At 73.1% G+C, this 14,890-nt stretch carries 11 protein-coding genes; 3 read left to right on the forward strand and 8 right to left on the reverse strand.

The genetic code is table 11. From position 1 onward, the window contains the following. Positions 1–36 precede the first annotated feature (36 nt). Positions 37–2,550, forward strand: coding sequence for an EAL domain-containing protein (locus BLV01_RS07895; protein WP_175485815.1), 2,514 nt, complete (start codon positions 37–39; stop codon positions 2,548–2,550). Here BLV01_RS07895 and BLV01_RS07900 read toward each other — a convergent pair. From BLV01_RS07900 to BLV01_RS07925, 6 genes are all read right to left on the reverse strand, one after another. Continuing rightward, the gene (locus tag BLV01_RS07900) at positions 2,547–5,552 is read right to left on the reverse strand and encodes a serine/threonine-protein kinase (RefSeq protein ID WP_091796303.1); all 3,006 of its coding nucleotides are present in this window, start codon (positions 5,550–5,552) and stop codon (positions 2,547–2,549) included. The genes BLV01_RS07895 and BLV01_RS07900 overlap by 4 nt on opposite strands. A gap of 63 nt (positions 5,553–5,615) precedes the next feature. Continuing rightward, on the reverse strand, positions 5,616–6,374 hold the full coding sequence (locus BLV01_RS07905) for an ECF-type sigma factor (protein ID WP_175485816.1): 759 nt from the start codon (positions 6,372–6,374) through the stop codon (positions 5,616–5,618). 294 nt (positions 6,375–6,668) lie between these two features. Continuing rightward, a complete protein-coding gene (locus BLV01_RS07910; protein WP_091796307.1) occupies positions 6,669–7,601 on the reverse strand; it encodes a ZIP family metal transporter in 933 nt (310 codons plus the stop codon). Next, positions 7,582–8,214 (reverse strand): superoxide dismutase, encoded by a 633-nt coding sequence (locus BLV01_RS07915; RefSeq protein WP_091796309.1) that lies wholly within the window; start codon positions 8,212–8,214, stop codon positions 7,582–7,584. Before BLV01_RS07915 ends, BLV01_RS07910 begins: the two co-directional genes overlap by 20 nt. 27 nt (positions 8,215–8,241) lie before the next feature. Beyond that, entirely contained in the window at positions 8,242–8,784 is a 543-nt protein-coding gene (locus BLV01_RS07920) for a hypothetical protein (protein ID WP_091796310.1), read from the reverse strand. Between the two features lie 201 nt (positions 8,785–8,985). Next, positions 8,986–10,428 (reverse strand): XVIPCD domain-containing protein, encoded by a 1,443-nt coding sequence (locus tag BLV01_RS07925; RefSeq protein WP_139178553.1) that lies wholly within the window; start codon positions 10,426–10,428, stop codon positions 8,986–8,988. A gap of 170 nt (positions 10,429–10,598) precedes the next feature. On the opposite strand from BLV01_RS07925, the gene BLV01_RS07930 reads away from it, so the two are divergent. Beyond that, positions 10,599–11,465 carry an amidohydrolase family protein gene (locus BLV01_RS07930; protein WP_217633464.1) on the forward strand — a complete coding sequence of 289 codons (867 nt, stop codon included), beginning with the start codon at positions 10,599–10,601 and terminating at the stop codon, positions 11,463–11,465. Positions 11,466–11,475: 10 nt separating this feature from the next. Here the strand turns inward: BLV01_RS07930 and BLV01_RS07935 are convergent, their stop codons facing one another. Next, entirely contained in the window at positions 11,476–12,216 is a 741-nt protein-coding gene (locus tag BLV01_RS07935) for an SDR family oxidoreductase (protein ID WP_091796314.1), read from the reverse strand. A 187-nt stretch (positions 12,217–12,403) separates the two neighbouring features. Here BLV01_RS07935 and BLV01_RS07940 point away from each other — a divergent pair, with 187 nt between their 5' ends. After that, the gene (locus tag BLV01_RS07940; RefSeq protein ID WP_217633465.1) at positions 12,404–13,354 is read left to right on the forward strand and encodes an AraC family transcriptional regulator; all 951 of its coding nucleotides are present in this window, start codon (positions 12,404–12,406) and stop codon (positions 13,352–13,354) included. A gap of 12 nt (positions 13,355–13,366) precedes the next feature. Here BLV01_RS07940 and BLV01_RS07945 read toward each other — a convergent pair whose 3' ends face one another. Then, positions 13,367–14,842 carry an OprO/OprP family phosphate-selective porin gene (locus tag BLV01_RS07945; RefSeq protein WP_091796316.1) on the reverse strand — a complete coding sequence of 492 codons (1,476 nt, stop codon included), beginning with the start codon at positions 14,840–14,842 and terminating at the stop codon, positions 13,367–13,369. Between the last annotated feature and the right edge of the window lie 48 nt (positions 14,843–14,890).

The raw sequence follows: 14,890 nt of genomic DNA on the forward strand, positions 1-14,890 counted from the left end.
GGCCCTGCGGCCGCGACCGCCCGGCTGGCGGCGGCGTTGAGTCCCGAACCCGAACCCGAATCCGAAACCGCGCCGGCGGCGCGCGCGCACGCCGCCGGCGAGCCGGCGCAGCGCTGGCCGCAGGCGTTCGACGGCATCGGCGACGGCGCCTGGGACTGGGACCTGCGCACCGGCGAGGTGCGTTATTCGCCGCGCTGGAGCGCCATGCTCGGCGAGCCCGACGCGGCCGTCGCCGGCGGCATCGGCCACTGGCTGGGACGCGTCCACGGCAGCGACCTGGCGGGTTGCTGGGCCGGGTTGCAGCGGCACCTGCGCGGCGCGACGGCGACGTTTTCGCTGGAACACCGGCTGCGCACCGCCGACGGCGGCTGGCGCTGGGTCCACGCGCGCGGCCGCGCGGTCGAACGCGCCGCCGACGGCAGCGCGCTGCGGGTGCTGGCGGTATGCGCGGACATCGACGCGCGCCAGCGCAGCCAGCGGCGCGAACGGGCGCGCCAGCGGCGCCTGCAGGCCGCGGTGGAGGCCGCCGGCGCCGGCGTCTTCAGCTTCGACCTGCGCGATCACCGCTGCGAATGGGACGCGCAGATGCACCGCCTGCACGATCTCGCCCCGGGCAGCTACGACGGCACGTTGGCGGGCTGGGCCGCGCGCATCCACCCCGACGATACCGCCGCGGTGCTGGAGCGGCTCGGCCGCGGCCTGCGCCGGCATGGCCGGATCGAACTGGAATTCCGCCTGCGCATCGAGCCGGGCCGCGCGCCGCGGCGGCTGCGCTGCGCGGTGCGCGCGGTCCGCGACGGTGCCGGCGACGTCGCGCAGATCGTCGGCCTGGGCTGGGACGTCAGCGCCGAGGCCGCGCGCCGGCAGGCGCTGGCCGCGCAGGCGCAGCGTTGGCGCGCGATCGTGCACGCCATCGGCGACGGCGTGGTCGCCACCGACGAACGCGCGTGCGTGCTGTTCCTCAATCCGGCCGCCGAGCGCATGACCGGCTGGTCCTCGGGCGAGGCGATGGGCGCGCCGGTCGCGCAGGTGTTGGCGCTGAGCGACGAAGCCGGCGCGGTCGCGCCGCATCCGGTGCACGCGTGCCTGCGCCGGCAAGAGGGCGAGCCGGCGGACGGCGAGGCGGCGTTGCTGGAGCGCGGCGGCCGGCACCGGCACATCCGCCACTGCGTCTCGCCGATGCGCGCCGCCGACGGCGCGGTCGAAGGCGCGGTGCTCGCGTTCCAGGACGTCACCCAGGCGCGCCGGCTGCGCCAGGCGCTGGAGCACTCGGCCAGCCACGACGGCCTGACCGGCCTGGCGAACCGGGTCGCGTTCGAACGCGACTTGCGCCGCGCCATCGCCTCGGCCGACCAGGAAGGCCGCGCGCATACCCTGTGCTTCGTCGACCTGGACCGCTTCAAGCTGGTCAACGACGGCGCCGGCCATTCCGCCGGCGACGCGCTGTTGCGCGAAGTGGCCGCGCTGCTGCGGCGCAAGAGCCGCGCCCACGACACCGTCGCGCGCATCGGCGGCGACGAGTTCGCGCTGGTGCTGCTGGATTGCGCGATCGGCAGCGGCGAACACATCGCCCGCCAGATCTGCCAGGAGATGGAGCGCATGCGCTTCGTCTGGGACGGCAAGGCGTACTACGTCGGCGCCAGCATCGGGCTGGTGCAGCTCGGGCCGCAACCGCTGGCGCCGGCCGAAGCCATCGACCGCGCCGACCTGGCCTGCTACGCGGCCAAGGCCGGCGGGCGCAACCGGGTTTCGGTCTACGCGCCCGGCGACGGCGGCCGCGCCCACGACAGCGCCGTGCGGATCGCCGCGGGCCTGCGCAACGCCATCGAGGCCGACCGTTTCTGCCTGTTCGCGCAGGAGATCCGCCGCATCGGCGGCGCTGGCGGCGACGGCGACGACGGGCGGCAACTGGAAATCCTGGTGCGGATGATCGGCGAAGGCGGCGAACTGATCGAGCCGGAGGTGTTCATTCCCGCCGCCCAGGCCTACGACCTGATGGGCGGCATCGACCGCTGGGTGATCCGCGCCGCGCTGCGCGGCCATGGCCCGCGGCTGCGCGAGGCCGGCGATGTCTCGATCCGCCTGAACCTGTCCGTCGCCTCGCTGCGCGACCCGGCGCTGTGGCCGTTCCTGCAGCAGGAACTGGCGGCCTCGGGCGTGGCCTGCGGCCGTATCCATTTCGAGATCGGCGAAGCCGCGCTGGCCCAGGACCTGGCCAGCGCGGCGCGGTTCGCCGCGGTCGCGCGCCGCGCCGGTTGCCGGGTCAGCCTCGACGATTTCGGCAAGGGCGTGGGCTCGTTCGCGTGCCTGGGCCAGTTCGAGGTCGACAGCGTCAAGATCGACGGCGGGCTGGTGCGCAGGATGGCCGGCAGCGCGGTCGGCCAGACCATCGTCGAGTCGATCGGCCGCATCTGCCGCAGCATGGGCTGCGCCGCGATCGCCGAGCAGGTCGAGGACGAGCGCAGCCTGGAGCTGCTGCGCCGGGCCGGCATCGAGTACGCGCAGGGCTATGCGGTGGCGCGGCCGCGGCCGCTGCTGGAACTGCTCTAGCGCGGGCGGTGCGCGGAAGCGGCCGGGGCCCGTCGCGGGCAGCGCCGCGCGACGGCGTTGGTCGCGGCCAGCGCGGGGTGGAGCAGGGACGAACGGTCCTGGTTGAGCAGCACGCCGTGCCGGCGCAGGCTGTCGAGGTAGGTGCGCGCGTCCTGGGTCAGGAAGTTGGCCGCGCCCATGCGCCGCAGGTCGTAGGCGTAGGCGCGTTCGAGCAGTTCCCTGGCCTGGCGCCGGTCGCAGTTCTCCAGCGCGTAGGCCGCGCGGTGCAGCAGCGCGGAGTGCACCAGCACCACGCTGACGTAGGAGCGGCGGTCGAGCTGTCGTTCGAGAATGCGCGCGAACTCGCCGGCGGCGCGGGCCTTGTCGCCGTTGAGGTAAAGGAAACTGGCCCAGGTGTCCTGGGCCAGCAGGCTGTAGCGGTCCTCGCGTGCGAAGTAGCGTTGCGCCTGCAGCCGGCTGGAGCGCAGCAGCGGTTCGGCGCGGGCCAGGCCGGCGCGGCCGCCGGAACGCATCCACGCCCGGCCCAGGTACAGGTCTTCCCATGGCGTGGGCAGGTTGGCGCGGCGCTTGAGCCGCAGGTTGTCGCGGTGCAGCGCGACGATCTCGGCGAAGTCGCCGCTGCGTTGCTGCGCGTGCGGCAGGTCGCTCAGGCGCGCGGCCAGGCGCTGCTTGGCGCCCAGGGTGCTGTCGTGGGCCGGCCCGAGCGTGCGCCGGTAGATCGCCAGCGCCTCGCGCAGGGCGGCGAGGTTGTCGCGCGAATCGCGGCTGTCGATGTACGACTGCAGGGTCAGCGCGCGCGCGTAGGCCGGGTGGTCGCGGCCGTAGGCGGCGAGGATCAGCTCGCGGCCGGTCGCGTTGCGCGCCTTGGCGCTGACGATCCGGCCGCCGGCGTATTCGGCCGATCCCAGCATGATCCAGGCCATGCCGGTCTTGGGATGGCGCTCGCCGAGGCTGCGCCGGCGGCCGGCGAGCAGGCGTTTGGCGATGGCGACGTCGACCTGGCCGCCGCGGGTCAGCAGCACGTCGAGCAGTTGCTGGCGGCCGTCGTCGGCCAGGATCGGATTGCGCCCTTCGGCCAGCGCGATCGCGCGCCGCGCGTCGTCGTCGGCGCCGGGATAACGGTAGAGCTGGGCGCGCAGGCCGCTGCGCTGGATCAGCATCTGCGCCTGCAGTTCGTCGTGCGCCGGCCCCAGCGCCCGCACCTGCGACAGCGCGGCGCCGAGCGTGTCCAGCGCCGGATACACCTCGCCCATGCCCCATTGCGCGGTCGCCAGCTGCGCCATCAGCGCCGCGCGCTCGTCGGCGTCTTCGCGCCGGTGCGGGCGCCGCAGCGATTGCCGCGCCAGCGCCGCGGCCTGGGCGTAGCGGGCCATGGTGTTGAGCAAGGACAGGCGGGTGGCGGCGACGTAGCCGCTTTCGTCGACGGTCTCGCCCAGGGCCTGGCGCGCTTGCTCGGCCAGCGCCTGGGCGCGGTCGTAGTCGCCGATCACCGCGCGGCTGCGCGCCAGCGTCGCCAGGCTGCGCGCGTACAGCGCCGGATGCCGGTGCAGGCGCAGCTCGCGCAGTTGCGCTTCGGTGTGTTGCAACAGGCGTTCGGACGAGAACGGCGCGCTGCCCAGGCCCGCCAGGGTGGCGGTGCCGAGGGTGGAGGCGAACAACTGCCCGACCGCTTCGGCGGCGCGGGCTTCCTCGGCGCGCCGGTGCTGCTGCCACGACCAGGCGCCGGCGGCGAGCGCCAGCGCCAGCAGCAAGGGCGTCGCCAGCGCCGCGGCCGAGCGGTGGCGGCGCAGGAACGTGCAGGCCCGGTACAGGCCGGCCGCGAATCGGCCGCCGCTGCGCTGGGCGTGGACCGGCCGCAGCTGCAGCCAGCGGCGCAGGTCGTCGGCGAACTCGCGCATGCTCGGGTAGCGGCATTCCGGCCGCGAGGCGACCGCCTTGCGCGCGATCGCGTCGAGGTCGCCGGCGAGCCGGCGCGCCAGCGCCGCCGGGTCGCGCTCGCCGTGCAGGCGCGCGCGCTGCGCGCTGGCGGCGAGCGCCAGCCGCGACAGCGGTCCGCGCCCGGGTCGCCGGTCGCCTGGCGATCGCGCGGCGGCCGCGGCATCGACGGCGCCCGGCCACGGCCGTGCGGCGGACGCCGGCAGCGCGCCGCACAGCAACCGGTGCATCAGCATGCCCATGGCGTAGACGTCGCCGGTCGCGCCGTGGCCGCCGCCGGCCAGCAGTTCCGGCGCGGCGTAGTCGCGCGAGAACGCGATCTGCGGCGCGCTCGCGCGCTCGCCGGTGAAGGCCGAGGCGATGCCGAAGTCGACCAGGTGCACGCGGCCGTCGTCGTTGACCAGCAGGTTGGCGGGCTTGAGGTCGCGGTGCAGCACCCCGCGCGCATGCGCGTAGGCGACCGCTTCGCAGGCCTGCAGCAGCAGGCGCACGCGGCCGGCGGTGTCGATGTCGCGCGCGTCGCACCACAGGTCGATGGCGGTGCCCTCGACCAGGCGCATCGCGAACCAGGGCTGGCCGTCGGCCTCGACGCCGCCGTCGATCAGCACCGCGATGCCGGGATGGTCGAGCGCGGCGAGGTGGCCGCGTTCGGCCAGGAACGCCTCGACCAGCACCGGCGAGCGCAGTTTCGCGCGCACGCACTTGAGCGCCACGCGCTGCTGGTAATGGCCGTCGGCGCGGCGGGCCTCGTAGACCGTGCCCATGCCGCCTTCGGCGATCACCTCGACGATGCGCCAGGGGCCGAGCTGGGCGCCGATGCGCGGGTCGGCGGCCGGCCCGTCCGCGGCCGCGGCCGGCCAATCGCGCGGCCGCCGGCGCGCGAGGGCGTCCAGCGCCGGGACGTCCAGCGGGCTGGGCGCCTGCGCCGCCTCGGCCAGGGCGGTCAGCGCCGCCAGCAGGTCCGGGTCGCGCCGGGCCAGGTCCGTGCGCAGGCCGCTGCGCCCGGCTTCGGACAGATCCAGGTAGCGGTCGAACAGCGCCAGCGCGCGCAACCGGATCTCGCTCATCGGCGCGCGCGCTCCGGCATCGTGTCGGGCGGCCTGGCGGCGGACGGCATCGGCCTGCGCCGCTCAGCCGTCGCCGGCCGCGGCCGCGCCGAGCGCGCTGGACAGGAACGCGCGCGCGCGCACCCAGTCGCGGTGCACGGTGCGGGTGGTAACGCCGAGCGCGTCGGCGATCTCGGCGTCGCTGAGGCCGCCGAAGTAACGCATCTCCACCACCTGCGCCAGCCGCGGCTCGTGTTCGCCGAGCGTGTCCAGGCCCTGGTGGATGGCCAGCAGCTCGGCGATGCCCGAGTCGTAGGCCGCGTCGGGGTCGGGCTCGTAGCTGACCAGCGGCTCGCGCTCGCCGCGCTGGCGGCGGGTGGAGAAGGTCCGGCGCGCTTCGTCGATCAGGGCGAAGCGCATCGCCCGCACCAGGATCGCGATCAGGTGCCGGCGGTTCTTGTAGGCCATGCCGCTCTGGTTCAAGCGCAGCCAGGTGCGGCTGAGCAGCGAGGTCGGCGAGCGCTCCGGGCCGGCCCAGTGCCGGCGGATCTGGTGCCGGGCCAGCATGTGCAGTTCCCGGTAGACCGCGGCGTAGATGCGGTCCCAGGCCTGCGGGGCGCCGCCCTGGGCGTGGGCCAGCAGTTCGGTGAGCGCCTCGGCGTCGGGGTCGTCCGGGTGGGCAGCGCCGGGCGGCGGCGCTGCTTGCGGGCAGGCCGCCGCCGCGGGCGGCCGGGGGCCTGCCGATGTGGGTTCTCGCGGGTCCGGCGCGCCGTCGTCCGCGCCGTGCAGGGGAGCCTCGCGGGCCGCGGCGTGCGCCGCGGCACTGTTTCTGGTGCGGTCCAAAGTAGTCGGTCGGCTCAATTTTTATGCTCAGGGGGAGCACTTTGGGCGGCATAGGCGTGATCTAAATCAACGCTTTACGTCACGTCCGGTGTGCTTTCCCAAGCTAATCGAGATTGCGGCGACTATCCGGACATGGCAGCCCGATCCTCGCGATAAATACGCAAAACATGCACGGAAGATGCGTGGAGAAAGCGCTTCGGCGGCCGCGCCGGGAGCGCCCGGCGGCGGCCTGGGAGCACCGGCGCATGCCTGCGCGCAGGCCGCATCGCACCCACGCCTGCGGCCCCGCCGGCCTCACCCCAGCGCGGTATCGAGCACCATCATCAGCACGAATCCGAGCATCAGCCCGGCGGTGGCGAAGCGCTCATGGCCCTTGCGGTGCGACTCGGGAATGATCTCGTGGCTGATCACGAACAGCATCGCGCCGGCGGCGAAGCCCAGGCCCCACGGCAGCAACGCCTGCGAGTGCCCGACCACGGCCGCGCCGAGCACTGCCCCGACCGGTTCGACCAGGCCGCTGGCCGCGCCGATGAACACCGCCAGCCCGCGTCCGTAGCCGGCCGCCAGCAACGCCACCGCCACCACCAGGCCTTCGGGCACGTCCTGGATGGCGATGCCGATGGCCAGCGCGTTGGCCCGCACCGCGCCCTCGTTGCCGGCGTAGCCCACGCCGATGGCCAGGCCCTCGGGCAGGTTGTGCAGGGCGACGGCGAACACGAACAGCCAGGTCCGGCGCAAGGTGCCCGGCGCCTGGCCTTCGCGGCCCTTGATGAAGTGCTCGTGCGGGACCAGCCGGTCGACCAGCATCAAGGCCGCGCCGCCCAGCAGCACCGCCGCGCCGATCACCAGGCTGGCGCCGCGCTCGCCGCCGCCGAACCAGGTCGTCGTCTGCGCCGCGGCGAGGCCGGGGATGATCAGCGAGAACGCGCACGCGGCCAGCATCACCCCGGCGCCGAAGCCGAACAGGGTGTCCTGGGTGCGTTCGGACAGGCGCTGCGAGAACCACACCGGCAACGCGCCCAGCGCGGTCGCGGCGGCGGCGACCGAGCCGCCGACGAAGGCCTCGCGCACCGCCGGCGCGCTGCCCAGCCAGCGCCACAGGTCCGACAGCATCGCCGCCGCGCCCAGCGCCAGGATCGCCACGCCGCACCACTGCGCCGGGCTCAGCCGGCGCGGGCCGTCGCGATCGGCCGCGGCGCGCCCGTGCTCAGCGCTGCGCCGCGGCATGACGTCTCGCCACTTCCGGCCAATGCACCACGTTGTAGAACGCGGCGATGTAGTCCGGGCGCCGGTTCTGGTACTTCAGGTAATAGGCGTGCTCCCACACGTCCAGGCCGAGGATCGGGGTGGCGCCGGAGCCGATCCCGCGCATCAGCGGGCTGTCCTGGTTGCCGCTGCTTTCCACCGCCAGGCGTCCGCCGGCATCGACCGTCAGCCACGCCCAGCCGCTGCCGAAGCGGGTCAGCGCGGCCTTGGTGAAGGCGTCCTTGAACGCTTGCAGCCCGCCCAGTTGCGCATCGATCGCCTGCGCCAACGCGCCGTCGGGCGCGCCGCCGCCGCCGCGCTCGGGCGGCGCCATCACCGTCCAGAACAGGCTGTGGTTGGCGTGGCCGCCGCCGTTGTTGCGCACCGGCAGGCGCAGCGCTTCGGGCAGGGCGTCGATGTCGGCGATCAAGGTCTCGGCCGGCACGTCCTGGTACTGGCCGCCTTGCACCGCGGCATTGAGGTTGGCGATGTAGGTCTGGTGGTGGCGGCTGTGGTGGATCTCCATGGTCTGCGCGTCGATGTGCGGTTCCAGCGCGTCGTAGGCGTAGGGCAGGGCGGGAAGCTGGTGCGGCATGGTCGGTATCCGTGGGGGTGAGGGAGATCAGTGCGCGGCGAGGCCGGCTTCGCTGCGCGCCAGCGCCGCCGCGCTCTCGCGCAAGGCGACCTGGGTGCGGGCGCAGACGCCGCGCGCGCTCTGCCAGTCGAGCAGGGCCAGGCGGGTGCGGCCGAGATGGCGCAGCGCGCAGCGCCGCACCGCGTCGCCGGCGCGCAGGTCGCAGGCGATGCCGGTCAGCGCCTCGTGCGCCAGGCACAGCTGTTCGCGCGCGCGCTCGGGATCGCGCTGGCGGCGATGGGTTTCGGCGAGGTTGTGGTGCGACACCACGCGCGCGGCGAGCAATTCGTCGGGCGCAGCGGCGAGCGCCGCACGCCAGGCCGGCGCATCGACGATGCGCAGGGCGTGCCGGTACAGGCGCTGGGCATGGGCGAGCTGGCGCCGGTCGAACGCGGCGTTGGCCTGGCGGGTGAGTTCGCGCCACTGCGCGAGGGCGTCGCGCGCGGCGGTGTGTTCGGTGGCGCAGGCTGGCTCTGGCGCCGGCGCGGATGGATCGGGCGCGGGCGAGGCGGGCGGAGATCGAGTACGCATGGGCGGCTCCTCGGTGACAAGGGGCCCTTTGCGTGACGGACACGGTGCGTACTCAGGCGCGGGAATGATAGCCACGCCGCGCGCGCCGCGTCCAGCCGCGCGGCGGCGCCGACCCTGCGCAGGGTTTCGCAGTTCGCGCGATCCGGCGGCCAGACCGCGTTCGCGCGCGGCGCCCGCGCGGACGCGGGCGCCGCGGCGGGGCTATTGCATCGTCGCGTTGCGGTGCTGGTTGAGTTGCGGCCCCGACGGATTGCCTTGTTCGTGCACCAGCCGGTTCAGGTCGATCGTGCTCTGGGCCAGCGATTGCTGCTTGGCGCCCTGCGCATCGGCCCAGACGAACTGATTGTTCTTCGGATCGCCCTGGATCGCGAACACCCGGCTGCCGTCGTCGCTTTGGGCGACGTGGTCGATGGTGAGGCGATAGTGGGTCGCGGCCACCGCCAGGGTGCCGGCGACGTTGCTGCGCTCCTGCGAGGTCATCGCCTGGCCGAAGCCGGTTTGCTCCAGCTTGCCCAGCGCCTGGGTGTAGGGGCCGTAGCCGGGCTGGCCGAAGTCGCTCATGAGCTGTTGCGGCGAAGGATAGTTGCGGCCGAGTTCGCGCAACTGCTGCTTGAGTTGCGGCGACAGCAGGCCGCCGTCCTCGCCGAGGAAGCGGTTGAACTCGCCGCGCTTTTCCGGCGCGATCTTCTCGTCGCGGTACTCGCCGGAGGCCTGGACCTCGAAATCGTGCGAGCTGTTGACCCCGCGCGCGACCAGTCGCAGGTTGCTGGTGTCGTTGTAGCCGTCCAGCGCATCGGCCTTGCTCAGGCCGCCGCGCCCGGCGTGCTTGGCCATCTCCGGGCCCAGCAGTTCGAACGGAATCTCGTGGTCGATGTCGAAGGCGTCGCGGGTGCACAGCTGGCCCGAGGCCTGGCAGAAGAACAGCGGCACCTTGCTCTTGTCGCCGGTGTCCGGATGGCGCACTTCAACTTCGCCGGCATAGCACTCCTGCAGCTTGGCCTGGTACCACTTGCCCAGCACCGCCGCATCGAAGCTCAGGCCCGTGCGGCCGTCCTCGGGCTTCCACGGCTGCTCCATGGTGGTGCGCTTGCGCACGCTGCCGTCCACGTCCGGATCGAAACCGGGCCGGTTGGTCTTGGGATCGAACGCGAAGCGGTCCTCGACCCACTGCTTCCATTCCGGCGAATCCGCGCCGTGCGTATCCAGCACGCGGAACGCGGCGTCGCGCGCGCGGTTCACCGGCGCCGGCAGCAGGCGCAGGTTGTCGACGTCGTTGTAGGCCATCATCGCCTCGGCCTGGCTTTTCACCCCGCGTTCGACGAAGTGGTCCTTCCACTGCGCGACGTGGTCGATGTCGAGCGCGTCGGCGCTGTGCCAGGTGCCGGTCTGGGCGTGGTGATAGAGCATCAGCGAGCCCTTGCCGGGCAAGGTCGCGCCCTGCGGCGCCATGTGCTCGCTGGCCCAGCTGTTGTGCATGTACTCGGAGGTGGAGTCGTAGAAGCTCAAGCCCTTGCGGTTGCCGCTGCCGTCCCAGTCGCGCTCCTGCAGGGCCTTGCCGTGGCGGGTAGGCGACAGGTCTTCCCAATGCACCAGGGTGACGGTTTCGCCGCTTTTCAGCGTCTTCTCTTCGAGGGTGAAGCCCATGAGGTTGCTCCCGTTGACGGCGCGCGCGGCGCCGGGCGGCGCGCGCATGCGGTCCGGCGCGGCCATCGACGTGAGGCTTTACGCGCAAAGCGCCGCCGGCCGGCCACGCAAGCGGCGGCGAGGGCGCGCAGCCGCTATCCTGTGCGCCCACGCAGGCAGGAACCGAACCGATGCGCCGTCTACTCGCCATCCTCCCGTTGTCGCTCGCCGCCGCGTCGTTCGCCGCCGCCGCCGCGCAGCCGTCGGCGCCGCAGCCGGTGTTCGACGTCCACGTCCATCTGCGCGAAGGCGAGGCCTCGCTCAAGACCTACGAGAGCGAAGTCGCCGACGCCAAGCTGAAACTGGCCGGTTTCGCCGGCATGTGGTTCGGCGGCCCGCACCAGGCGCTGCAAGGCGATCCCGAGGCGATCCGCCGCGCCAACGACGCCCATCTCGCGCTCGCCGCCAAGCACCCGGAAATGCTGGCGGTGGCGACCGTGCACCCCTACGACGGCCAGGCCGCGCTCGACGAACTGGCGCGCGTCGCCGGCCTCGGGGTCAAGGTGCTCAAGCTGCATCCGCATACGCAGCAATTCGACGCCGCCGACCCGCGCGTGCTGCCGTTGGTGCGCAAGGCCGGCGAACTGGGCGTGGTGGTGCTGTTCGACAACGCCAACATCCTGCCCGGCGACAGCGAGCGCCTGTTCAACGTAGCCATCCAGGCGCCCAAGACCCGCTTCATCTTCGCCCATATCGGCGGCATGAACTTCCGCTTCTGGAACATACTGGCGCTGGCGCGCACCGCCGACGACTTCTTCGCCGACAACATCTTCTTCGACATTTCCGCCACCGCGGTGCTGATGGCCGATTCGCCGGTCGAGAAGGAGTTCGTCTGGACCCTGCGCAACGTCGGCATCGGCCAAGTGCTGCTGGGCTCGGACTATCCGCAGCTGCCGCTGGCCAAGGCGGTCGATGCGCTCGACCGCCTGGACCTGACCGATCAGGAGAAGGAGAAGATCCGGATCGGCAACGCGCGGCGGCTGTTCGGCCTGCGCTGAGCGGCGGCGGTCAGTACGGGCTCGCGGTCGGACGCACGATCAGCTCGCTGACGTCCACGTGCGCGGGCTGCTCGACCGCATAGGCCACCGTGTCGGCGATGGCCTGCGCGGGCAGGGCGACCTCGCGGAAGGCCTTCATCGCCTCGCGCGCGCCGGCGTCGGTGATGGTGTCGGCCAGTTCCGACTCGACCACGCCTGGCGAGACGATGGTGACGCGGATCGTGTCGGTCTCCTGGCGCAGGCCGTCGGAGATCGCCCGCACCGCGTACTTGGTCGCGCAATACACCGCGGCGTTGGGCCACACCGCGTGGCCGCCAATCGAGGACACGTTGACGATCTGGCCGCGGCCGCGGGCTTCCATGCCCGGCAACACCGCGGCGATGCCGTGCAGCACGCCGCGCACGTTGACGTCGAGCATGCGGTCCCACTCGTCGATCTTGAGCGCGCGCAGCGGCGACAGCGGCATGATGCCGGCGTTGTTGACCAGCACCTCGACCGGGCCGAAGCGTTCCTCGGCGAAGGCGACGAGGGCCTGCATGTCTTCCGGGCGGGTCACGTCGAGTTCGCGCCAGGCGACCTGGGCGCCCGCGCCAGCGAGCTCGCGGCACAGCGCGTCCAGGCGCTCGCCGCGGCGGGCGCCGACCACGACGCGGTGGCCGCGCCGGGCCAGTTCGCGTGCGGTGGCCTCGCCGATGCCGCTGCTGGCGCCGGTGACGAGTATGGTTTTCGGGGTGGCGGTAATGGAATTCATGGCGAAAGTCCTGCGGGGGAGGCAGCAGCGCTGCGGTGACGCACATGCTAGGCAGCGGGCGAGGGCGGGCTAAGACCCGATCCTGGCCGGTCCTTGCCCATTCCTATCGAGCCGGCGCCGGCGCCCCGCGCCGGCCGGTGCGGCGGCGCTATAGTCCTTGCCTGTTCCGCATAACCTCCCGACCGCCATGTCCGCACCCGATGACGCCGCGCGCCGCGCGCGCATGGTCGAACTCGTCGCCCGGCTCGCGCCCGGCGAGGGCTACACCCGCTCGCGCCTGGACGCGGTCAGCCTGATGCGCTGCGAGCGGCCGGTGCAGCGCACCCCGGCGCTGTACGAGCCGAGCATCGTGATCGTGGTGCAGGGCCGCAAGCGCGCGTTCCACAACGACCGCGCTTACGTCTACGACGCCCAGCATTACCTCGCGCTGGCGGTGCCGCTGCCGTTCGAGACCGAGACCGAGGCCAGCGCCGACGAACCGATGTTCGGCATCGCCCTGCGCATCGACCCGGCCGCGATCGCCGAACTGGCGTTGTCGCTGGACCGGATGCGCCCCGACAGCGAGGTGCCGCCGGCGACGATGGTGGCCTCGCCGATGGACGAGCGCATGAGCGACGCCGCCGTGCGCCTGCTCGAAGCGCTGTGCGATCCGGCCGAAAGCGCGCTGCTGGCGCCGGCGATCGCGCGCGAGATCGCGTTCCTGGCGCTGACTGGCGAACAGGGCGGCAGCCTGCGCGCGGCGATGGCGCAGGGCGGCCATTTCGGCCGCATCGCCCGCGCGCTGCGGCGCATCCACGACCAGTACGACCGCAAGCTCGACGTCGCCAGCCTCGCCGGCGAAGCGAGCATGAGCGTGCCGGCCTTCCATGCGCGCTTCAAGGCGGTCACCGCCGCCTCGCCGATCCAGTACATCAAGGCCATGCGCCTGCATCAGGCGCGCCTGCTGATGATCCGCAACGGCTGCGCCGCGGCCGACGCGGCGCGCCGAGTCGGCTACGAGAGCGCGTCGCAGTTCAACCGCGAGTTCAAGCGCATGTTCGGCCGGCCGCCGCTGGAGGAAGCGCGCGAGTTGCAGCGGATCCTGCGGGTGTCCGAGCCGGTGCAGGCGACCGCCGGCCGCGCCGCGCCGCCGTCCTGAGCGCCGGCCGCGCTAGAACGCGACCTGCGCGCGCAGGCCGAGGGTGCGGCCCGAATCCGGGCCCTGGAACGCGCCGACCTTGTTGTCGGTCTTCCAGAACACGTAGTTGAGCATCAGCCGCGACCAGTCGTTGAGATACCAGTTCAGGCCCAGCGTCCAGGCATCGCCGTCGCCGCCGCGGGCGGCGTCGGTGAAGTCGTAGCGGTCGTAGCGCAGCGCCAGTTCGAACGCGCCGATGCCGCCCTGGTCGACCGGCTGCAGCACGCGCGTCGCGGTCCACACGCCCGAGCGGCGGCTGAAGCCGGGTTTCTCGCCGGTCAACAGCCAGCCGGCGTAGACCGAACTGGCCTTGTGCCGCACCTCGCCGACTGTATCGGACTCGATCGTGCGCAGCGTGCGTTCGCCGAACAGCCAGCCGCTGCGGTAGACCGCGCCGAGTTCCGCGCCCCAGGCGCGGTCGTTGTCGACGTTGGCGATGCTGCTGGCCGAGACCCGCACCTGATCGTTCCAGCCCAGCGCGACCGGCGAGGTCTTGTTGATGCTGGCGACGTCGGCGCCGAGTTTCTCGTACCAATACCAACCGCCGAGATGGACGAAACCGTCGCCACCCCTGAGCGGGTTCCAGTGCGCGCGGGCGAGGTAGGCGACGGTGTCGCTGGTATCGCCCGCATTGCCGACGTCGTCGCCGGTCACCGCCAGGCTGGCGTGCCAGCCGTCGCCGAACACCTTGGCGCTCAGGCCCAGGCCGAAGTAACCGCTCTGCATGCCGCCGACCGAGGCCACCGCGTTGCGTTCCATAAACGGGGTGGCGACGCCGCTGGTGGCGCCGTCGAGGCTGCGGTCCTTGAGCTTGTTGCCGAGATAGAACTCGACCGCGTGCCCGCCCAGGCGGGTGTCGTAGGACAGGTAAGCGTCCTTGAGCGTGACTTCGTTGCCGGCGAAGTCGGCCTCGACCTTGTAACCCAGCGGCCCGAATTCGCCTTCCGCGCCCAGGCGCGCGCTGGCCAGGTCGCTGCCGGACAGGTTGCGCGCGGCGAACGCGGAGCCGCGGGTGAAGGTCTGGTCGAGCAACAGGCGGCCGCGCGGGCGGAACGTCATCCGGCCGTCGCCGCTGGCGAATTCCGGCGCGCCCTTGCGCCAGTTCATGCGCGCGCCGTCGCCGCTGCCGCGGCCGGTCGCCGCTTGCTGCGCGACTTGCGCCTGCAATATCGCCAGCTCGTCGTCGCGGGTATCGGCGACGGCGGCGGCGACCTGCGCCTGGACCGGATCGGCCGCGGCCGCAGCCGCGGGCGGGCGGCGTTCGAGGTCCGACAGGCGCCGGCTCAGTTCGCGGATCTGCTCGGCCTGCTGCCGCACCAGCGCGCGCAGGTCCGCGTCGTCGGTGGTGTCGGCGCTGCCGCGGCCTGCGGCATCGGCGGCGCACGCAGGCGCGGCGTACGCAGCCAGGCTCAGGGCCAGCGCGAACGCGGCCCGGTCGGTGTGGTTCATGGCGATGCCTCCCCAGGATCGCGGCGCGCCGCCGTCACCGCGGCGCGC

The sequence above is a fragment of the Lysobacter sp. yr284 genome, from assembly GCF_900107375.1.
GTDB lineage: Bacteria > Pseudomonadota > Gammaproteobacteria > Xanthomonadales > Xanthomonadaceae > Lysobacter.